This window comes from Promicromonospora iranensis (genome assembly GCF_028994805.1).
Lineage (GTDB): Bacteria > Actinomycetota > Actinomycetes > Actinomycetales > Cellulomonadaceae > Promicromonospora > Promicromonospora iranensis.
This window is the reverse complement of record NZ_JAJQQP010000009.1, coordinates 210,477-230,333: the sequence shown is the minus strand read 5'-3', so window position 1 is coordinate 230,333 and position 19,857 is coordinate 210,477. Positions and strand designations below refer to the sequence as shown.

The 19,857-nt window shown below is 72.3% G+C and carries 16 protein-coding genes and 1 tRNA gene; 1 reads left to right on the top strand and 16 read right to left on the bottom strand.

Annotated features, from left to right (window positions below; all coding sequences use genetic code 11):
• Window positions 1-61 precede the first annotated feature (61 nt).
• Complete coding sequence (locus LUM46_RS17000) at window positions 62-709, bottom strand: GNAT family N-acetyltransferase (RefSeq protein WP_274995406.1); 648 nt, start codon at window positions 707-709, stop codon at window positions 62-64.
• A 124-nt stretch (window positions 710-833) separates the two neighbouring features.
• Window positions 834-1,487: an ANTAR domain-containing response regulator gene (locus tag LUM46_RS16995; protein ID WP_274995404.1), complete on the bottom strand. Its 654-nt coding sequence runs from the start codon at window positions 1,485-1,487 to the stop codon at window positions 834-836.
• A 92-nt stretch (window positions 1,488-1,579) separates the two neighbouring features.
• Between LUM46_RS16995 and LUM46_RS16990 the strand changes: the two genes are divergently transcribed.
• Window positions 1,580-1,663: transfer RNA gene (locus tag LUM46_RS16990), tRNA-Leu, on the top strand.
• 88 nt (window positions 1,664-1,751) lie between these two features.
• Here LUM46_RS16990 and LUM46_RS16985 read toward each other — a convergent pair.
• From LUM46_RS16985 to hisI, 14 genes are all read right to left on the bottom strand, one after another.
• The gene (locus tag LUM46_RS16985; protein WP_274995402.1) at window positions 1,752-3,476 is read right to left on the bottom strand and encodes a RyR domain-containing protein; all 1,725 of its coding nucleotides are present in this window, start codon (window positions 3,474-3,476) and stop codon (window positions 1,752-1,754) included.
• A 134-nt stretch (window positions 3,477-3,610) separates the two neighbouring features.
• Complete coding sequence (pyk, locus tag LUM46_RS16980; protein ID WP_274995401.1) at window positions 3,611-5,047, bottom strand: pyruvate kinase; 1,437 nt, start codon at window positions 5,045-5,047, stop codon at window positions 3,611-3,613.
• Window positions 5,048-5,117: 70 nt separating this feature from the next.
• Window positions 5,118-6,596, bottom strand: coding sequence for a glutamate synthase subunit beta (locus LUM46_RS16975; RefSeq protein ID WP_274995400.1), 1,479 nt, complete (start codon window positions 6,594-6,596; stop codon window positions 5,118-5,120).
• Window positions 6,589-11,160 carry a glutamate synthase large subunit gene (gene gltB, locus LUM46_RS16970; protein ID WP_274995398.1) on the bottom strand — a complete coding sequence of 1,524 codons (4,572 nt, stop codon included), beginning with the start codon at window positions 11,158-11,160 and terminating at the stop codon, window positions 6,589-6,591. Before gltB ends, LUM46_RS16975 begins: the two co-directional genes overlap by 8 nt.
• Window positions 11,161-11,275: 115 nt before the next feature.
• Window positions 11,276-12,376 (bottom strand): prolipoprotein diacylglyceryl transferase, encoded by a 1,101-nt coding sequence (gene lgt, locus LUM46_RS16965; protein WP_274995396.1) that lies wholly within the window; start codon window positions 12,374-12,376, stop codon window positions 11,276-11,278.
• Window positions 12,373-13,305, bottom strand: a complete 933-nt coding sequence (trpA, locus tag LUM46_RS16960) for a tryptophan synthase subunit alpha (protein ID WP_274995394.1) — start codon at window positions 13,303-13,305, stop codon at window positions 12,373-12,375. The genes lgt and trpA overlap by 4 nt, the downstream gene beginning before the upstream one ends.
• Window positions 13,302-14,576 (bottom strand): tryptophan synthase subunit beta, encoded by a 1,275-nt coding sequence (gene trpB / locus LUM46_RS16955; protein ID WP_274995393.1) that lies wholly within the window; start codon window positions 14,574-14,576, stop codon window positions 13,302-13,304. The genes trpA and trpB overlap by 4 nt, the downstream gene beginning before the upstream one ends.
• Before the next feature lie 11 nt (window positions 14,577-14,587).
• Entirely contained in the window at window positions 14,588-15,403 is an 816-nt protein-coding gene (gene trpC, locus LUM46_RS16950) for an indole-3-glycerol phosphate synthase TrpC (RefSeq protein ID WP_274995392.1), read from the bottom strand.
• Between the two features lie 230 nt (window positions 15,404-15,633).
• Window positions 15,634-16,110, bottom strand: coding sequence for a DUF2752 domain-containing protein (locus LUM46_RS16945; RefSeq protein WP_274995391.1), 477 nt, complete (start codon window positions 16,108-16,110; stop codon window positions 15,634-15,636).
• Window positions 16,094-16,384 carry a DUF4190 domain-containing protein gene (locus LUM46_RS16940; protein WP_274995390.1) on the bottom strand — a complete coding sequence of 97 codons (291 nt, stop codon included), beginning with the start codon at window positions 16,382-16,384 and terminating at the stop codon, window positions 16,094-16,096. The genes LUM46_RS16945 and LUM46_RS16940 overlap by 17 nt, the downstream gene beginning before the upstream one ends.
• Window positions 16,385-16,391: 7 nt before the next feature.
• Window positions 16,392-16,652 (bottom strand): HGxxPAAW family protein, encoded by a 261-nt coding sequence (locus tag LUM46_RS16935; RefSeq protein WP_274995388.1) that lies wholly within the window; start codon window positions 16,650-16,652, stop codon window positions 16,392-16,394.
• A 60-nt stretch (window positions 16,653-16,712) separates the two neighbouring features.
• The gene (locus LUM46_RS16930) at window positions 16,713-17,360 is read right to left on the bottom strand and encodes a Trp biosynthesis-associated membrane protein (RefSeq protein ID WP_274995387.1); all 648 of its coding nucleotides are present in this window, start codon (window positions 17,358-17,360) and stop codon (window positions 16,713-16,715) included.
• Window positions 17,357-18,958 (bottom strand): anthranilate synthase component I, encoded by a 1,602-nt coding sequence (locus LUM46_RS16925; RefSeq protein ID WP_274995386.1) that lies wholly within the window; start codon window positions 18,956-18,958, stop codon window positions 17,357-17,359. The genes LUM46_RS16930 and LUM46_RS16925 overlap by 4 nt, the downstream gene beginning before the upstream one ends.
• Window positions 18,955-19,356, bottom strand: a complete 402-nt coding sequence (hisI, locus tag LUM46_RS16920) for a phosphoribosyl-AMP cyclohydrolase (RefSeq protein WP_274995385.1) — start codon at window positions 19,354-19,356, stop codon at window positions 18,955-18,957. The genes LUM46_RS16925 and hisI overlap by 4 nt, the downstream gene beginning before the upstream one ends.
• Window positions 19,357-19,857 lie beyond the last annotated feature (501 nt).

The window sequence follows — 19,857 nt, the reverse complement described above, 5'->3', positions numbered from 1 at the left end:
GACCGGTCTCGGCCGAGCGGCAGCCCGACCCGGGCCGCGACGGGCCCGGAGCGGGCCCGGGTCAGCCGGTCTTCGCGGGGTGGCGGCGGGACGGCGCGCCACCGCCCACCGGGCGCAGGTCGATGGGCCCTGACTCCAGGACGGACCGGGCGCGGCGACGGCGCGCGATGAGGTCCTCGAGACCGATGCGGGCGCCACGGCGCCCGGCGTGGGCGTCGCGCGCCGCGACGTCGGCGGCGAGGCGGCGCTGGAGCGCCGCCACCGGGGCCACGCGGTGGCCGGCCGCCGGGGCGAACCCGAGCCGCGCCAGGAAGCGCTGCACCCCGCGGTTGCCGGGTACCGGCGCGGAGTAGATGTCGGCGCACGCGTGCTCGGCGGCGAGATCGGTGGCCGCGCGGAGCAGCGCGTGCCCGACGCCGTGCCGGCGCGCTCGCGGCGCGACGAACAGCATGTCGAGGTACAGGCTCGCGCGGTACGCGAAGAGGTAGGCGTCGACGACGCGACCGAGGACGACGCCGACGACCTGCCCGTTCTGCTCCGCGACGAGCACGTGCCCGCCGGCCGCGAGCAGCACGCTGAGGTGCTCCAGCAGCCGCCCGGTCTCCTGAGCTCCTAGCTGGGCTCCGGTCGGTGAGTCGTCGCGCGCCTCGACGGCCAGTGCGGCAACGGCCGGCAGGTCGTCCTCGCGGGCAGGGCGTATCTCGAGCACACTCGTCTCCTTCCGGGATCTGGGGTTCCGAACTTCAGGCCCGGCTGAGCGGAGAGACTAGTCCTCGCCCGGCCGGCAGGAAATACACCAACCCAAATTTCACCCGCTCAGGGCATGGTGCGTGTCAGGCGCCGACCTGCTCGATGACGGCGTCCGCGACCTCGCGCATGGTGAGGCGACGGTCCATCGACGTCTTCTGGATCCAGCGGAACGACTCGGGCTCCGACAGGCCCATCTTGGTCATCAGGAGGCCCTTGGCACGGTCCACGCGCTTCCGGGTCTCGAAGCGTTCGGTGAGGTCAGCGACCTCGGCCTCGAGCGCACCGATCTGCGAGTAGCGCGAGATCGCGATCTCGACGGCGGGCAGCAGGTCGGCCGGGGTGAAGGGCTTCACCACGTACGCCATCGCACCGGCGTCGCGGGCGCGCTCGACGAGCTCGGTCTGCGAGAACGCCGTGAGCAACACCACAGGGGCGGCGTGAGCCTTGCCGATGCGCTCGGCGGCGGAGATGCCGTCCAGCTCGGGCATCTTCACGTCCATCACCACGACGTCGGGCTTCAGCTCGATCGCCAGGTTCACTGCGGTCTCGCCGTCGCCGGCCTCACCCACCACGTCGAACCCGGCCTCGCGCAGGGTCTCCACGACGTCCATGCGGATCAGTGCCTCGTCCTCCGCCACGACAGCGCGGCGTGAGGGGTTGGCGGGAGCAGCCTCCGGCTCGGCATCGATCATCGGGGGCAGATCCAGGGAAAGCTTCTCGGTGTTCTCGTCGGTCACGGAGTACATCCTACGTCCCGCATACCCGGGCTTGGGGCCTGGACCAGGGGTGTGGTTCGATGTCCGCCGGGACACCTTCCGTGTCCCCGCAGGCCGGGTTGGCGGAACAGGCAGACGCGGCGCTCTCAAAAAGCGCTGCCCGCGAGGGCGTGTGGGTTCGAGTCCCACACCCGGCACACGAGACGGTCGCGCACCGCTGTACGCGGAGCTGTACGCGGACGGCGAACGCTCTCGGCCCTCTGCCGGCGCACCTGACGACGCGGCCTACCTGACGACGCCCGGCCCGGCCGGTGCGATCCCCGCACCTTCCACCGCCGCGCCGTCGTAGCCGCCGTGGCCGTAGCCCTCCGCGTACCGCACGACCTCCAGGCCGAACTCCGCGAGGATCTCGGGCAGGAGCCGCACGACGTCACGATCCTTCTCCCGGTTCTCCTCGGGCAGCTCCGCCCACGGCACGCCGATCATCGGGTGCACCTTGGCGGCGTCGTCCCGCACCGGCCCGCTGCGCCAGCCCTGCGCCACCCGCACCGACTCCCACAGCTCGTGCTCGGCCTCGGCGAGCTTGTCCAGCTCCGCACCCTCGAACACGACCTCGGGAGCGCCGTCGCGCGGCGCGATGGTCGCACCCATCCGGGCCAGCCGCTCGGGCAGCCCGACGACCCAGCCCCGGTTGGAGGCCCGCAGGTCCTCGGGCAGGTCCTCCCAGCGCACCATCGCGGGGACCGAGCCCCAGCCCACGCCCCGCTCGCGCTGGTTGCGCAGGTACACGTGGTGCACGGACCGCGCGATCCGCTCGTACATGTCGGCGTGCGCCCGCGCCTCCTCGCGCTCGACCTCGGCGAGCAGGTCCCGCATGGTCACCGTGCGCAGGCGGCCGTCCAGGTTGTCGAGCACGCGCGACGCCTCCGTGCCGAAGGCGCCCGTCAGCCCGGCCAGCCCGTCCAGCAGGAGCACGAGCGACCCCGGGCCACCGTGCCACAGCTTCGTGGCCGTGAGGGCCACCCGCAGGGACGTGCCGTCGGAGGAGTGGCACACGTAGACCACGTCGGGCGGCCCGAGGCTGCCCGTGCCGAGCGCGGGCGCCACCCGCAGCTCGATCTTCTCCGCCACCGGCGACCAACGTGCCCGCAGCGCCTCGACGACCTGCCCGGCGTCGTCCGCCAGTAGGCCGACGGCCAGCCGCACCCCGTCCCCGGCGAGCTCCCACTCGCGCGCCAGGCCCACCACGAGGGCCTTGGCGAACTCACCGGAACCGACCACGAGCACCCGGGTCAGCGGGGGCGGACCGCCCGGAGCGTCCACCATCCGCCGCACCTCGCGCACGGCGAGCGCCTGCGCGGCGATGACGTCGAGCGTGAAGAAGTCGACGCCCGGCTCGGCGCAGCTGAGGTGCCGCGCCTGGAGGGCGACAGCGAGGTCGGGGTCGCTGACGTGGGCGTACAGCCGCTCGGGGCCCCGGCCTGCGGCGCGGACGGCGTTCTCGGCCTCCGCCACGGTCAGCACGTTCGCCGTCGCCTCGTCCGAGTCGTCGCCGCACGCGTACAGGACCGTCGCGCCGGTGAGGCCGACGTCGTGCAGGCCGGAGGCGTCCGGGGTGCGCAGCACCCGGTGGCCCGCCGCCTCGAGGGCGGCGGCGACCGTGTCTGCGGCGTCGGTCTCGCCGACGACTATCGCGTGGTCGCGGGCGCGACGGTCCCTGAACCGGCGGATCTCCCCGGTGAACAGGGCGCGCGCCGCCTCGAACAGCGCGTAGACGGCGGTGGCCGGCGCGAGGAACCGGGCGACCTGGAGCTGCCAGGAGAGCTGCCCTCCGCTGCTGGCCGGGTCGGCGCCCATCACGAAGAGCTGGAGGTCGTGATAGACGACGTCCCACCAGGTGCGGCCGGGCTGGTGGCTGGTGTCGAGCGCGAGACCCCACCACCCGAGCCCGAGGGAGACCACGACGAGGGCGGCGAAGCCGAGGCGGGTCCAGGGGAATGAACGGGTCACGACGGGAACAATAGCGACATCTTTCCCTGCGTTCGCCGAGGTAGACCCGTGGCGAGACAGAACTGGGGCCGGAACGCTGATCGGCGTCCGGCCCCAGTTCTATCTCGCCACGGGTCTACCTCGGCGCAGGCCGGTCAGACGACGCTGCGGCCGTCGACGTGCGACCCGATGCGGTGCACCAGGATCGAGTTGGTGGTACCCGGCACGCCGACCGGCGCACCCGAGACCACGACGACCAGGTCGCCCTTCTCGGCGAGGCCCTGGTCCTGCAGGGTCAGGTCCACCTGGTCGACCATCGCGTCGACGTTCTCGACCTTGGGCACCAGGTACTCGGTGGTGCCCCAGGTGAGGGCGAGCGTGTTGGCCACGTGCTGCTCCGGCGTGAAGGCGAGCAGCGGGATCGACGAGCGCAGGCGGGACATCCGGCGTGCGGAGTCGCCCGACTGCGTGAACGTCACGAGGTACTTGACCCCGAGCGTCTCGCCGATCTCGGCGGCGGCACGCGTGATGGCGCCACCGCGCGTGTGCGGCGTGGAGCCGAGCGGCGCGATGCGCTCCCGGCCCGCCTGCTCGGTGGCCTCGATGATCCGGGCCATGGTCTCGACCGTGACGATCGGGTAGTCGCCCACCGACGTCTCACCCGACAGCATCACGGCGTCGGCACCGTCGAGCACCGCGTTGGCGCAGTCCGACGCCTCGGCGCGCGTCGGCGTGGGCGACGTCGTCATGGACTCGAGCACCTGCGTGGCGACGATGACCGGCTTGGCGTTGCGCCGCGCCATCTCGACGATGCGCTTCTGCACGAGCGGCACCTGCTCCAGCGGCATCTCGACCGCGAGGTCGCCGCGCGCCACCATGACACCGTCGAACGCGGCGATGACCTCGGCGAGGTTGTCCACGGCCTGCGGCTTCTCGATCTTGGCGATGACGGGGACCGTGCGGCCCTCCTCCTCCATCACCCGGCGGACGTCCTCGTAGTCCTTGGCGGACCGCACGAACGACAGCGCGATGAAGTCGGCACCGAGCTTGAGGGCCCAGCGCAGGTCCGACTCGTCCTTGTCGGACAGCGCCGGCACGGAGACCGCGACACCGGGCAGGTTGATGCCCTTGTTGTTCGAGACGGGTCCCGGGACCTCGACCTCGGTGATGACACGCGGCCCCTCGACGGCGGTGACGCGCACGCGCACCTTGCCGTCGTCGATCAGCAGCGGGTCGCCCACCTGGGCGTCGTTCGGCAGACCCTTGTGGGTGGTCGACACGATCTCCTGGGTACCGAGGACGTCCTCGGTCGTGATGGTGAAGGTGTCGCCCTTGTTCAAGAAATGCTTTTCGTCCCCCGCGAACCGGCCGAGCCGGATCTTGGGGCCCTGCAGGTCGACGAGTACCGCGACCGATTTTCCGGCCGCCTTCGCGGCCTCTCGCACGTGACGGTAGACGGCCGCGTGCGCTTCCTGCTCGCCGTGGCTGCGGTTGATCCGCGCCACGTTCATGCCGGCGTCTACGAGTTCCCGGAGCATCTCCGGGGACTCCGTGGCGGGTCCGATGGTGCACACGATCTTGGCTCTGCGCATGTCTCCAGCCTAGGCAGGTGGGCGCCGCAGCGCCCTGTGGGGGTGAACAACTCCCGGGCGGGTTCTCCGGTCACGACCGCAGAGCGAGCGTGCGCGGACGCACCGGGGCAGGCAGCTCGGTGCTGCCCTGCAGGTAGGTATCAGCCGCGGCGGCCGCGGCGCGGCCCTCCGCGATGGCCCACACGATGAGGGACTGCCCGCGACCGGCGTCGCCGGCGACAAAAACTCCGGGCAGGCTTGCAGCGTAGTCGTCGCCGCGCGCCACCAGACCACGCTCGGTGATCTCGATGCCGGTCTGCTCCTCGAGCACGCCGGTCTCGGGGCCCGTGAAGCCCATGGCCACGAGCACGAGGTCCGCGGGGATCTCGCGCTCGGTGCCGGGGGTGGCGGCGCGGCGGCCGTCGGGCAGGTACTGGGTCTCCGCGACCTTGAGCGCGCGGACGTTGCCCTCGGCGTCCGGCACGAACTCCACCGTCGAGGCGAGGTAGGTGCGCTCGCCGCCCTCCTCGTGCGAGGTCGAGACCTCGAACAGGATGGGGTCGGTCGGCCACGGCTGGTTCGCCGGGCGCTCGAGCGGCGGCTTCTTGCCGATCGCGAGGGTGGTGACGCTCGCGGCGCCCTGGCGCAGCGCGGTGCCGAGGCAGTCCGAACCGGTGTCGCCGCCGCCGATGATGATCACGTGCTTGCCCGCAGCGGACGGCGCACCCTCCGGCAGGACGTCGGGCGTGCCGGCGCGCACCGCCTCGTTGGCGGGGGTCAGGTAGTCCATGGCGAAGTGGATGCCCGCCAGATCCCGCCCGGGCAGCGCCAGGTCGCGCGGCACGGTGGCACCGGTGGCGACCACCACCGCGTCGAACCGGCGCCGCAGGGCGTCCCAGCTCATGTCCGTGCCGATCGCGACGCCGGTCCGGAAGCGGGTGCCCTCGGCCTCCATCTGCGCCAGTCGGCGGTCGATGTGCAGCTTCTCGAGCTTGAAGTCCGGGATGCCGTAGCGCAGGAGGCCACCGACGGCGTCGTCCCGCTCGTAGACGACGACCGTGTGGCCGGCGCGCGTGAGCTGCTGCGCCGCGGCGAGGCCGGCGGGGCCGGACCCCACGACGGCGACCGTGGAGCCCGTGAGCCGCTCCGGGACGTGCGGCGTGACCAGACCGCGGGCGAACGCCTCGTCGATGATCGAGACCTCGACGTTCTTGATGGTCACCGCGGGCTGGTTGATGCTCAGCACGCAGGACGACTCGCACGGCGCCGGGCACACGCGGCCCGTGAACTCCGGGAAGTTGTTGGTCGCGTGCAGGCGGTCGATGGCGTCGGCCCACTGCCCGCGCCACACGAGGTCGTTCCAGTCCGGGATCAGGTTGCCCAGCGGGCAGCCCTGGTGACAGAACGGCACGCCGCAGTCCATGCAGCGGCCGGCCTGCTCCTTGAGGAACGGCTGCCCGTCCTCGCGGTGCGCGTGGGTGTCCTTCCAGTCGCGCAGCCGGACCTCGACGGGCCGGTTCGGCGGGAGCTCCCGCTCGGTGACCTTGAGGAATCCTCTGGGGTCAGCCACGTGCCACCTCCATGATCTGGTCCCAGACGGACGGGTCCCACTGGGTCTTTCCGGAGACGTCGGCGCCGGCGGCCTCCGCCTCGCTGAGTGCCAGGCGCACGCGCGCCCAGCCGGGCGGCAGCAGACGGCTGAAGCGCAGCCGGGCCGCCGCGGGGTCGGCGAGCAGCTCGGCCGCCACGGCCGAGCCGGTCTCGGTGTGGTGCCGCTCCAGCAGGTCGCGCACGGTCTCCCAGTCGGCGTCGTCCAGGGGTTCGAGCGAGAGCTCTCGCGCCTCGAGGGCGGCCTGGTTGACACGCGAGACCCGCAGGTCCAGGAAGTACGCGGTACCGCCGGACATGCCGGCGCCGACGTTGCGGCCCGTGGGGCCGAGCACCAGCACCGTGCCGCCCGTCATGTACTCGCAGGCGTGGTCGCCCACGCCCTCCGCGACGAGGGTGGCGCCGGAGTTGCGCACGCCGAACCGCTCCCCCACACGACCGCGCAGGTAGATCTCGCCGGACGTGGCGCCGTAGCCGATGACGTTGCCACCGATGACGTTGCCGCCGTCGAGCACGGACGCCTTGTCCGGGCGGACCGCGATGCGGCCACCGGACAGACCCTTGCCGACGTAGTCGTTGGCGTCGCCGAACAGGCGCAGCGTGATGCCGCGGGGCAGGAACGCGCCGAGCGACTGGCCGGCGGACCCCGTGAGGGTCACGTCGATCGTGTCGTCGGGCAGGCCCGCACCGCGGTACCGCTTGGTCACCTCATGGCCGAGCATGGTGCCGACCGTGCGGTTCACGTTCCGGATCGGCAGCTCGATCCGCACGGGCTCACCGTGTTCGAGCGCCGGGGCGGCGGCCGTGACGAGCTGGTTGTCCAGCGCCCTGGCAAGGCCGTGGTCCTGCAGCGTCGTGTGCCGCAGCGAGGAGCCCTCCTTGAGCTGCGGCCGGGCCAGCACCGGGGTCAGGTCGAGCCCCTGCGCCTTCCAGTGGTCGACCGCCTTGCGGGTGTCGAGCACCTGCACCTGGCCCACCGCCTCCTCGAGGCTGCGGAAGCCGAGCGCCGCGAGGTGCTCACGCACCTCCTGGGCGATGAACTCGAAGAAGTTCACGACGAACTCCGGCTTGCCGGTGAACCGGCTGCGCAGCTCGGGGTTCTGCGTGGCGACGCCGACCGGGCACGTGTCCAGGTGGCAGACCCGCATCATGACGCAGCCGGACACGACCATGGGCGCCGTCGCGAAGCCGAACTCCTCGGCCCCGAGCAGCGCCGCGACGATCACGTCGCGGCCGGTCTTCATCTGACCGTCCACCTGCACGACGATGCGGTCACGCAGGTCGTTGAGCACCAGCGTCTGCTGGGTCTCGGCCAGGCCGATCTCCCAGGGCGTGCCGGCGTGCTTGAGCGACGTGAGCGGCGAGGCGCCCGTGCCGCCGTCGTGCCCGGAGATCAGGACGACGTCGGCGTGCGCCTTGGACACGCCGGTCGCCACCGTGCCGACGCCGAACTCGCTGACCAGCTTCACGTGCACGCGCGCCTCGGGGTTGGCGTTCTTCGCGTCGTGGATCAGCTGGGCCAGGTCCTCGATCGAGTAGATGTCGTGGTGCGGCGGCGGCGAGATGAGGCCGACGCCCGGCGTCGAGTGCCGGGTCTTCGCGACCCACGGGTACACCTTGTTCCCGGGCAGCTGCCCGCCCTCGCCCGGCTTGGCGCCCTGGGCGAGCTTGAGCTGGATGTCGGTGGCCTGCGTCAGGTACTCCGACGTGACGCCGAACCGGCCCGACGCGATCTGCTTGACGCGCGAGCGCCGCTCGTCGTCGTACAGCCGCTCCGGGTCCTCGCCGCCCTCGCCCGAGTTGGACCGGCCGCCGAGACGGTTCATCGCGATCGCGAGGGTCTCGTGCGCCTCCGCCGAGATCGAGCCGTACGACATGGCGCCCGTGTTGAACAGCTTGACGATCTCGCTGACCGGCTGGACCTCGTCGATCGGCACCGGCTCGCGGTCGGGGCTGAACCGCAGCAGGCCGCGCAGCGTCATCAGGCGGTTCGACTGCTCGTCCACGCGCCGCGTGTACTGCCGGAAGATGTCCATCCGGCCGGACCGGGTGGCGTGCTGGAGGCGGAAGACCGTCTCCGGGTCGAAGAGGTGGTCCTCGCCGTCCCGCCGCCACTGGTACTCGCCACCGGTGGTGAGGCGCTCGCCGGGCTTCTTGTTGCCCGACGGCGGGTACGCCTCGGCGTGCCGTGCCGCGACCTCGGCCGCGATGACGTCCAGGCCGATGCCGCCCAGCCGCGAGGTGGTCCCGGTGAAGTAGTCCTCGACGAGGTCGTGCGAGAGACCGATGGCCTCGAAGATCTGGGCGCCGCGGTAGGACATGATCGTGGAGATGCCCATCTTGGACATCACCTTGAGCACACCCTTGCCGAGCCCCTTGATGAGGTTGGCGACCGCCTGCTCCGGCGTGACGTCCAGGTACCCACGACGGGCCAGGTCCTCGACGGTCTCCATGGCGAGGTACGGGTTCACCGCGGCCGCGCCGTAGCCGATGAGCAGCGCGACGTGGTGCACCTCGCGCACGTCGCCGGCCTCGACCACGAGCGACACCCGGTTGCGGGTGTGCTTGCGAACCAGGTGGTGGTGCACGGCGCTGGTCAGGAGCAGCGACGGGATCGGCGCCAGCTCGGAGTTGGCGTCGCGGTCGGACAGCACGAGGAAGCTCGCACCCTCCTCCACGTACCGGTCGACGTCGGCGAAGATCGCCTCGAGCCGGGACAGGAGGGCGGCGCCGCCGCCCGAGACCTCGTAGAGGCCCTGGATGGTCTCCGCCTGGAAGACACCCTCCAGCTCCCGGTCGCGCTCGACGTGCACGATCTTGGCGAGCTGGTCGTTGTCCAGCACCGGGAAGCCGAGCACGAGCTTGCGGGCGTGCTCCGGGATGTCCGCGAGCAGGTTCGGCTCGGGGCCGATGGCACTGCCGATCGCCGTGACGAGCTCCTCGCGGATCGCGTCCAGCGGCGGGTTGGTCACCTGCGCGAACATCTGGGTGAAGTAGTCGAACAGGAGGCGCGGACGCTGGGACAGCACCGCGACAGGCGTGTCGGAACCCATGGCACCGAGCGGCTCGCCACCCGTGGTCGCCATCGGCGACAGGATGATCTTGAGCTCTTCCTCGGTGTACCCGAACGCACGCTGCCGACGCCGGACGGACGCCGGGCTGTGCGCCACGTGCTCCCGGTCCGGCAGGTCCTCGAGGCGGACCGAGTGCTCACGGATCCAGTCCCCGTACGGGTGCATCGCGGCGAGACCGGACTTGATCTCCTCGTCCTCGACGATCCGGCCGGAGCCGGTGTCCACGAGGAACATCTTGCCGGGCTCCAGGCGACCCTTGCGGACCACCGTGGCGGGGTCGATGTCGAGCACGCCGGCCTCGGAGGCCAGCACGACGAGACCGTCCTCGGTGACCCACCAGCGCCCGGGGCGCAGCCCGTTGCGGTCCAGCACGGCGCCGATCAGGGTGCCGTCGGTGAACGTGAGGGAGGCGGGGCCGTCCCACGGCTCGATGAGGTTCGCGTTGAACTCGTAGAACGAGCGCAGCGCGGGGTCCATACCGGGGTTGTTCTCCCAGGCCTCCGGCACCATCATCAGCACCGAGTGCGGCAGGGAGCGGCCGCTCAGGTGCAGCAGCTCCAGGACCTCGTCGAAGCTGGCCGAGTCGCTCGCGCCGGGCGAGCACACCGGCTGCAGCGCCTCCAGGTCACCGAGCAGGTCGGACTCCATGGTGCCCTCGCGCGCCGCCACCCAGTTGCGGTTGCCGCGCACCGTGTTGATCTCGCCGTTGTGGGCGAGCAGCCGGAACGGCTGGGCCAGGGGCCACGACGGGAACGTGTTGGTGGAGAACCGCGAGTGGACCAGGGCGAGCTCCGTGGCGTACCGCGGGTCGGACAGGTCCGGGAAGAACGGCTCGAGCTGCGCGGTGGTCAGCATGCCCTTGTACGTCAGGGTGCGGGCGCTGAGCGACGCGAAGTACAGGCCGATCTCGTTCTCCGCCCGCTTGCGCAGGCGGTAGCACCGGCGGTCCAGGTCGATCCCGGCCAGCCCGCGCGACGGGTCGGCGACGACGATCTGCCGGAACACCGGCATCGAGGCGCGCGCCGTGGGGCCGACGATCCCGGCGTCCACCGGGACGTCGCGCCACGCGAGCACGTCGAGCTTCTCCTCGGCGGCCAGCGCCTCGATGCGGCGCACGACGGCGTCCCGCTCGGCGTCGTCGGTCGGCAGGAAGGCCGTGCCGATCGCGTACATGCCTGCGGGCGGCAGGTCGACGCCCACCACGTCGCGGATGAACGCGTCGGGGATCTGGGTCAGGATCCCGGCGCCGTCGCCGCTGTCCTCCTCCGCCCCCACCGCTCCGCGGTGGTCGAGGTTGAGCAGGGCGGTGAGTCCGGCATCGACGATGTCTCGTCCGGGCGTGCCACGCAGGGTCGCGACGAAGGCGACACCGCACGCGTCATGCTCGGCCGCCGGGTCGTACAGGCCCTGTGCGGGCATCCCCACCTGTTGTGTCGGCAACGGCTTGGTCATGGGTCCTCACAGGCACCCGGCCGTAGCCGGGCGCAGTTCCTTGCGATGGTCCGGGACGACGGCGGCCCGGTCGGTCAGGGGGCTCGTCGTCCGGTGGTCCCGGCGGCCGTGCCCCTCAGGTGCGCGCGGAGGTGTCCGCGTCGGACTCCTCCACTGCTGCTGTCTTCTCTTCCTCCGGCGAGGCAGCTGCCTCGCCGGTCCCTTCACTTGCTGGCTCACTCGCTGGGTCACTTGCTCGTTCGCCTGCTGGGTCAGGCTCAGGATCGGCCCCAGGTCCGGCCGACGGATCATCCCCCGCAGGCCGCAGCCGTACCGACTCTTCCCTGGTGGGGAACTTCCGAGCCAGCACCACCGAGACCACCAGGGCCACGAGGCCCAGGAGGATCGACGTCCAGACGTTGAGGCGTAGCCCCAGCACCAGCTCCGCATCGTCGATGCGGAGCATCTCGATCCAGACCCGTCCGAGAGTGTAGAGCAGGACGTACGCCCAGAATACCCGTCCATGACCCAACTTGAACCGACGGTCGAGAAAAAGCAGAAGCCCAGCCATGACGAGGCACCACAGGAGCTCGTACAGGAACGTCGGGTGGAACAGCGTTCCCTCCGGGTACGCCACACCCGTCGCCGGGTTCGACACCAGGTACTCGGCGTCGATCCGCAGGCCCCAGGGCAGCTCGGTGGGCCGCCCGTACAGCTCCTGGTTGAACCAGTTGCCGAGACGGCCGACGGCCTGCGCCACCAGGAGCCCGGGGGCCACGGCGTCGGCGAAGGACGAGAGCCGGACGCCCTTCTGGCGGCAGCCCAGCCAGGCCCCGACGGCGCCGAACGCCACCGCGCCCCAGATGCCGAGGCCGCCCTCCCAGACGTAGAGCGCCGTGATCGGCTCGCCCCCGCCCGAGAAGTTCTCACCGAAGTACCGGTCCGGCGACGAGAGCACGTGATAGATCCGGCCCCCGACGATGCCGAACGGCACCGCCCAGAACGCGATGTCCAGGACGTCCTCGGGGCGGCCGCCACGCGCCTTCCAGCGCCTGGCGGTCATCCAGAGGGCGACGACGATCCCCGCGAGGATGGCCAGCGCGTACGCGCGCAGCGGGAAGATCCCGAGGAACCAGGTGTGCTCGGTAGGGCTGGGTATCTCGGCGACCACGGCAGCGGGCAGCAACGCAGGCAGCTCGACGGACAGAGATGCCGGCAGTGCGGTCAGCAGCGTCACGGGGCCTCTCCGGGTGTCGTCGCGCCGCCGGGCGTGACGGCAGCGGATGGGTCAGTGGGCGCGGTAGCGCGGGCAGACCGTACCCCGGCGGCGAGGTCCTCCGTCACCTCGGCCAGATCCGTGAGACGGGCGGCCCACTCGTCCTCGGTCAGCGGGCCGTCCGACAGCAGCGGACGCACCATCGCGGAGCCGACGATGACGCCGTCGGCGAAGCGGCCCACCTGGGCGGCCTGCGCACCGGTGGAGACGCCGAGGCCCACGCAGACGTTGACGGCACCGGCCGCGCGGGTGTCGGCCACGAGCTGCTCGGCGCGCGAGCCCACCTGGCTCCGCTCCCCCGTCACACCCATGAGCGACGCCGCGTAGACGAACCCGCGCGAGGCGGCGACGGTGAGCCGCAGCCGTTCCGGCGTCGAGCTCGGGGCCACGAGGAACACGCGGTCCAGCCCGTGCGTCTCGCTGGCGGCCAGCCAGTCTCCGGCCTCGTCGGGGATGAGGTCGGGCGTGATCAGACCGGCGGCGCCCGCGGCGGCCAGGTCGCGCGCGAACGCGTCCGCCCCGTACTTGAGCACCGGGTTCCAGTAGGTCATGACCAGCACGGGCACGTGCGGCGCGTACTCGGTCAGCTCCCGCACCACACGGAAGACGTCCCGCACGCGGGCACCGGCGTCGAGCGCGCCCTGCGCGGCGGCCTGGATGACCGGGCCGTCCAGCACGGGGTCCGTGTACGGCACGCCGAGCTCGATGACGTCCGTGCCGTGGTCGATCAGCGTCTTGAGGGCCTCCACCGACCGGTCCACGGTCGGGTAGCCCACCGGCAGGTAGCCCACCAGCGCGGGGCGGTTCTCCTGCGCACGCAGCCGGGCGATCAGGTCGCTCGTGCTCGACCCCGTCTGCGGCCCGGTGGCCGGCTCTGTCACAGTGCTCATCCCCGGCCCTCCTGCCGCTCGAGCTCTTCCGTCGCCACACCCTCGTCGAGCAGCCCGAACCAGCGGGCCGCCGTCGCCACGTCCTTGTCGCCGCGACCGGAGAGGTTCACGAGGATCAGAAGCGGCTCGCCGTCGGGTCCGGTGCGGCCTTCTGCCGCCGCGGCCTTGCCCACGCGCATCGCGCCCGCGAGGGCGTGCGCCGACTCGATCGCCGGGATGATCCCCTCGGTGCGGCACAGCAGGCGGAACGCCTCCATGGCCTCGTCGTCGGTCACCGGCTCGTAGGTCGCGCGGCCCAGGTCGTGCAGCCAGGCGTGGGCCGGGCCGACGCTCGGATAGTCGAGACCGGCCGAGACGGAGTGGCTGGGCAGGGTCTGGCCGTCGTCGTCCTGCAGCAGGTAGGAGCGGGCACCGTGCAGCACGCCCAGCGCGCCGCCGCTGAACCGGGCCGCGTGGCGCCCCGACTCGATGCCCTCGCCGCCGGCCTCGAAGCCGCGCAGCTCGACGCCCTTGTCGTCGAGGAACGCGTTGAAGATGCCGAGCGCGTTGGACCCGCCGCCCACGCACGCCGCGACGACGTCGGGCAGGCGGCCGGTGCGCTCCAGGATCTGCTCGCGCGCCTCCTCGCCGATGATGCGGTGGAACTGACGCACCATCTCGGGGAAGGGGTGCGGGCCCGTCACGGTGCCCAGGAGGTAGTGGGTGGTCTCGACGTTGGCCACCCAGTCCCGCAGCGCCTCGTTGATCGCGTCCTTGAGCGTGCGCGAGCCGATCTTCACCGGCACCACCTCGGCACCGAGCAGGCGCATGCGTGCCACGTTCAGCGCCTGGCGCCGGGTGTCCTCCTCGCCCATGTAGACCACGCACTCGAGGTCCATCAGGGCTGCGGCGGTGGCGGTGGCGACGCCGTGCTGGCCGGCCCCCGTCTCGGCGATGAGGCGCTTCTTGCCCATGCGCTTGACCAGCAGGGCCTGGCCCAGCACGTTGTTGATCTTGTGCGAGCCGGTGTGGTTCAGGTCCTCACGCTTGAGGAACACGCGCGCCTCACCCGTGTGCGCGGCGAACCGCTGCACCTCGGTCAGCGCGCTCGGCCGGCCCGTGTACTCCCGGTGCAGGCGCTGCAGCTCCGCCGCGAACTCGGGGTCGTCGGCCGCCTTGCGGAACTCGGTGTCCAGCTCGTCGAGCGCGGCGATGAGCGCCTCGGGCACGTAGCGCCCGCCGTACTCGCCGAAGTACGGACCGGAGACGTCGGACAGCTTCACGTCGGTCACCTCGGACCCCTTCAAGCCGGACGGACGGACCGCAGCGACGGGTGCGAACCCGCTGCGACGAGGTCGGCCACCGAGGCGCGCGGCGCGCCGTCGGTCACCAGGGCCTCGCCCACCAGGACGCCGTCGGCGCCCGCGCGGGCCATCTCCATCACGTCGTGCGGACCTCGGATGCCGGACTCCGCGATCTTGATCACGTCGTCCGGGATGTACTCGGCGAGGCTGCGGAACAGGCCGCGGTCCAGCTCGAGGGTCTTCAGGTTGCGGGCGTTGACGCCCACCACCCGCGCCCCGGCGTCGACCGCCCGGCGGACCTCCTCGAGGTTGTGCGCCTCGACCAGGGCCGTCATGCCGAGCGAGTGCACCCGCTCGACGAGCGACTCGAGCACCGTCTGCTCCAGGGCGGCCACGATGATCAGCACCAGGTCGGCCCCGTGCGCTCGCGCCTCCCACACCTGGTACGGCGTCACGATGAAGTCCTTGCGGAGCACCGGGACGTCCACCCGGCCGCGCACGGCGTCCAGGTCGGCGAGCGAGCCGTTGAACCGGCGCTGCTCGGTGAGCACGGAGATCGCGGACGCGCCGCCCGTCTCGTACTCGACGGCGAGCGCCGCAGGGTCGTCGATCGACGCGAGCGAGCCCTTGCTCGGGCTCGAGCGCTTCACCTCGGCGATCACCGACACGGCGTCCGCCTGCTTCAGACGACCGAGGCACTCGAGGGCCCCGGGCACCGCGGTGGCACGCTCCTTGAGCGCGTCGAGAGACACACGTGCCTCACGCTCCGCGAGGTCCTCACGAACTCCCGCGACGATGTCCTCCAGGACCGACATGTAATGAGCCTCCCCGTGCCCTTGCTCTGCCCTCGTGCTACGCCTCGTACGTTTGCCGGGGCGATCGCCCCATGGCCATCGTAGGCGGACCCAGGGTGTGGTCCTGACCACTCCCGGACCGTGAGACGACGTCCCGTCAGATCCCGGGCCGGGAGTCGTCCGAGGACTCCCTGGAGATCACCTGGTCGGGCCAGGACCGCGCCCGGTCACGTCCGGCGTCGGGTCCGGCGTCAGGTCCAGGGCGTCAGATAGGGCTGCAGGACGGGGAGGTTGCGCGCCACGAAGAACGCCAGGGCGACCCCGAGGGTGACCCAGCCGGCGGTGCTCGACAGACCCTTGACGGGACGGCCGCGTGCGGCGGCCACGAGCCACGTCAGCCAGAGGACCACCACGACGGGGGCGGCCACCGTCCACAGCGCGTTCGCCGACCAGGCACCGGCCAGGTCGAGGTGCGCGAGGTCGTGCGTGGCGCGCAGCCCACCGCACAGGGGGCAGGCCAGGCCGGTCAGCTCCAGCAGCGGGCAGAACCCGTAGGAGCCGCGCACGTGCGGGTCGCGCAGCGCGACCAGCAGCGTGGCCGCGCCGACCGCCGCGCCCGCGAGGAGCGGCGCCCGGAGCACCGAGGTGGTGGCGGGCCGGGCAGGCCGAGCGTCGGGCCCGGCGGCCGGCGCAGGGCCGGGCTCGGCGATCTCAGGAATGGGGCTCACCCGCCAGGAGCCGGACGACGAGCAGCCCGATCACCACGGCCAGGATCGCCAGCGAGATCCAGCCGAGCACGACGCCGGTCAGCGCCATGCCCTCGTTGTTCGCCTCGCCTGCGCGCACGGCGCGGCGTCCCTGGTTGCCGACGATGATGGCGGGGATGCCGGTGACGACACCCAGCGCCAGGACGACCGACGCGATGCCCAGCACGAGCGACCAGACCCCCAGGTTGTTCCGGGGGTACGCGGCGGGCCGTGCGGGCATCGCGAGCTCGGTCATCGTGGACCTACCGCTGGACCTTCTTCTGGCCCATGCCCAGGTTCCGCAGCACCAGGCCGACGATCAGCGAGACGCCGACCACGACCAGGCCGACCGCGAACATGACCAGCCCCGACGGCGACGACGCGGCCAGCACGAGGCCGAACGCGGAGATGAGCGCGCCGAGCGTGATGCCGGCCATCGTCACCCACGCGGCGACCGTGTGGCCGTGGTTCGTCGGCGGGACGCCCGGCGGCAGGTAGGCGATCTCGGGCTTGTTCTCGGTCATCGCAGGTTGGTGCCTTTCGTGTCGTGCGGTACGCGCTCAGCCTAACCGCTCGGCGTGAGGTCAGCGGCCCGTCGGGTCGTCGCCCCGGGACAGCGCGTCCCAGGCGTCGTGGGGGTCGATCTCGTCGTCGTCCTGCTCTGCGGCGTCCGGACCAGTGGCGTCCGACCCAGGAGCGTCCGACCCAGCGGCGTGGCCTTGCTCGTCCGTGCTGCCGGCCGTCCCCGTCCCGTCCGCGCGCTCGTGCCGGCCAGAGGTCCCCGCCCACCCGCGCGCCGCGACAGCGGCCCAGACGGCCACGACCACCGCGAGCACTCCCGTGGCGATCGCGGCCCACGGCCACGCGGTCAGCGTGACCGGTGACGTGAGCTCGGTGACACCGCTCGTCGCGGACGCGGCGGCGGTGGCGGCAGGTGTGGGGTCGGCGACGACGACGAGCGTGCTCGCCACCACCAGCACCCCTGCCCCCGCCGCGACCACGAGGGCCACGTACCGGGCGACACGCCCCGTGAGCGCGCAGGCGATGCCGGCGGCGAGGAGGACGAGCGCACCGGCTCCCACGCCCGGCGCCGCCGAGGTGCCCGAGGCAGCGACCGCGACCTCGGGCTCCAGCGCGGTCGCCACCGTGGTGGTCACCCACGTGGGCGAGCCGGTACCGAAGGTCAGCGCGCCCAGGACCAGCAGCGCGAGGACGGTGCGGGTACGGGTCACCTGCCGCCCCCGGCCTTCCGCAGCGGAGCCAGGCGCGACGCGAGCTGGATGGCGCGTACCGCCGCGGCGGCCTTGTTGCGCGACTCCGCGTACTCCAGGGCGGGCACCGAGTCGGCGACGATGCCGCCGCCCGCCTGGACGCTCGCCCGCCCGTCGGCGATGTACGCGGTGCGGATGGCGATGGCCATGTCCATGTTCCCGCCGAAGTCGAAGTACCCGCACACCCCGCCGTAGATGCCGCGGGACGCGGGCTCGAGCTCGTCGATCAGGGCGATCGCCCGGGGCTTGGGCGCACCCGACAGCGTGCCGGCCGGGAAGGTGGCGCGCAGCGCGTCCAGCGCGCTGCGACCGGCGCGGAGCCGGCCCACCACCGTCGAGCACATGTGCATGATGTGGCTGAACCGGCGCACCTTCATGAACTCGACCACCTCGACGCTGGTGGGCTCGCACACCTTCACCATGTCGTTGCGGGACAGGTCGACGAGCATGATGTGCTCGGCGCGCTCCTTGGGGTCGGCCAGCAGCTCCTCGCCGAGCTCCGCGTCCTCCTCCGGGTGGGAGCCACGCGGCCGGGACCCTGCGATCGGGTAGGTGGTGACGTGGCCGTCGTCCACCTTCACGAGGGTCTCGGGGCTGGAGCCGACCACGGCGAACTCGGCACCGTCCGGCTTGGCCAGGTGGAAGTAGTACATGTACGGGCTCGGGTTCACGGTGCGCAGCGCGCGGTAGACGTCCAGCGGGTCCGCCGGGCAGTCCAGGTCCAGGCGCTGGGACAGCACGACCTGGAACACCTCGCCGTCGCGGATCGCCTCCTTGCCAGCGAGCACCGCGTCCTCGAACTCGTCCTGGGTGGAGCGGAACTCGAGCTGCGGCTCCGGGCCCTCCACGACGACGGAGGTGACACGGGTCCCGCCCGCCTCCAGCTGCGCCTCCATGGCGTCGAGCCGGGCGACGGCGTCCGCGTAGGCCTCGTCGACGCGCTCGTCCGTGGCGTCGGCGTTGATCGCGTTCGCGACCAGCCACACGGTCCCCTCCCGGTGGTCCACCACGGCGAGGTCGGTGGCGAGGCACAGGGCGAGCTCCGGCGCGCCCACCTCGTCCGGGGCCGTCGCCGGGAGCGTGGGCTCCCAGTGCCGCACGATGTCCCAGCCCAGCACGCCCGCGAGGCCGCCGGTGAGCGGCGGCAGGTTGGCCACGCCGGGCGTGCGGAGCGCGACCAGGGCCGCCTCGAGCACGTCGACGACGTCACCCTCCGTCGGGACGCCGACCGGCACGTCACCGGTCCAGACGGCCCGGCCGTTGTCACTGGTCAGCGTCGCGCGGGACGCCACGCCGACGAACGACCAGCGTGCCCAGACCCCGGACTCCGCGGACTCCAGGATGAAGCTGCCCGGCTTGCTCTGCGCCAGCGTGCGGTAGAGGCCGACGGGCGTGGCGTCGTCGGCGAGGAGGGGGCGGACGACCGGGATCACCCGGCGGTCGGTGGCCATCTCCCGGAACTCTCCGAGGCTCGGCCAGGTGCGACCCCAGGGCAGGTCGGCGGGTGCGGTCGCCGCGCCCGCCTCGTGGGGGTCGAGCTGGGTGTCGAGCTGGGTCACCGGTTCTCCTCGTCTCGCTGGTTGGTGTCCTGCGGCTCGCGCTCTCCGACCACCGCGCCGAGGTCGCCCCCGGCCTCGAAGCACGTGCGCGTGCCGGTGTGGCACGCGGCGCCCACCTGGTCCACCCGGACCAGCAGCGCGTCGCCGTCGCAGTCCATGCTCACGGCCTTGACGTACTGGGCGTGCCCGGACGTGTCGCCCTTGCGCCAGTACTCCTCGCGGCTGCGGGACCAGAAGGTCACGCGTCCTTCGCTGAGGGTGCGGCGCAGGGCCTCGTCGTCCATCCAGCCGACCATGAGCACCTCGCCCGTGTCGTGCTGCTGCACGACGGCGGCCACCAGGCCGGCATCGTCCCGCTTGAGTCGGGCAGAGATCGTGGGATCGAGAACATCGGGCACCTGAGAATCCTGCCACGTCACGGGCCGACGGCGGTGTGATGTCCGCCGCCGGCGCGTGTCCGGTCCTAGATCCGGTGACTTCGTCGTAGGCCGCTGGACGACGGCGTCGGACCGCAGGACAGCTCCTCGTTGTGCTTGTCCAGCGTTGCGCGCACCTTGCCGGACACCGCGCCGGGCGTGGATACCGTCCCGCGAGTAGGTGCGACGCCCGCCGGGCAGGGCCCGCCTGCGGCTCGAGCGCGATCGGAAGGCCCCAGACACCATGGAGGGCAAGCGCGCAGGCACCGACCACCACCGAGTCAGGCCCGAGCATGCGCTTCGCAGCGAAGGCTGCCCGACGTCGCCGGCGATCGGGATGCCGGGAAGCGATGGGCGTCGGGTCGGTGTCGTAGACGCCGCGGGTGACTCGTCTCCACGCCCCCGACTCGATCAGCCGGTCGACACGCGTGGGCGACACACCGAGGTCAGGACACGGCGCGGTCAGGACACTGCGCGGTCGTG

Coding starts and splice junctions, on each gene's coding strand:
- gltB (WP_274995398.1), bottom strand. CDS start 11,160: ATGACCAAGCCGTTGCCGACACAACAGGTGGGGATGCCCGCACAGGGC.
- trpC (WP_274995392.1), bottom strand. CDS start 15,403: ATGTCGGTCCTGGAGGACATCGTCGCGGGAGTTCGTGAGGACCTCGCG.
- LUM46_RS16935 (WP_274995388.1), bottom strand. CDS start 16,652: ATGACCGAGAACAAGCCCGAGATCGCCTACCTGCCGCCGGGCGTCCCG.
- LUM46_RS16940 (WP_274995390.1), bottom strand. CDS start 16,384: ATGACCGAGCTCGCGATGCCCGCACGGCCCGCCGCGTACCCCCGGAAC.
- trpA (WP_274995394.1), bottom strand. CDS start 13,305: ATGAGCACTGTGACAGAGCCGGCCACCGGGCCGCAGACGGGGTCGAGC.
- pyk (WP_274995401.1), bottom strand. CDS start 5,047: ATGCGCAGAGCCAAGATCGTGTGCACCATCGGACCCGCCACGGAGTCC.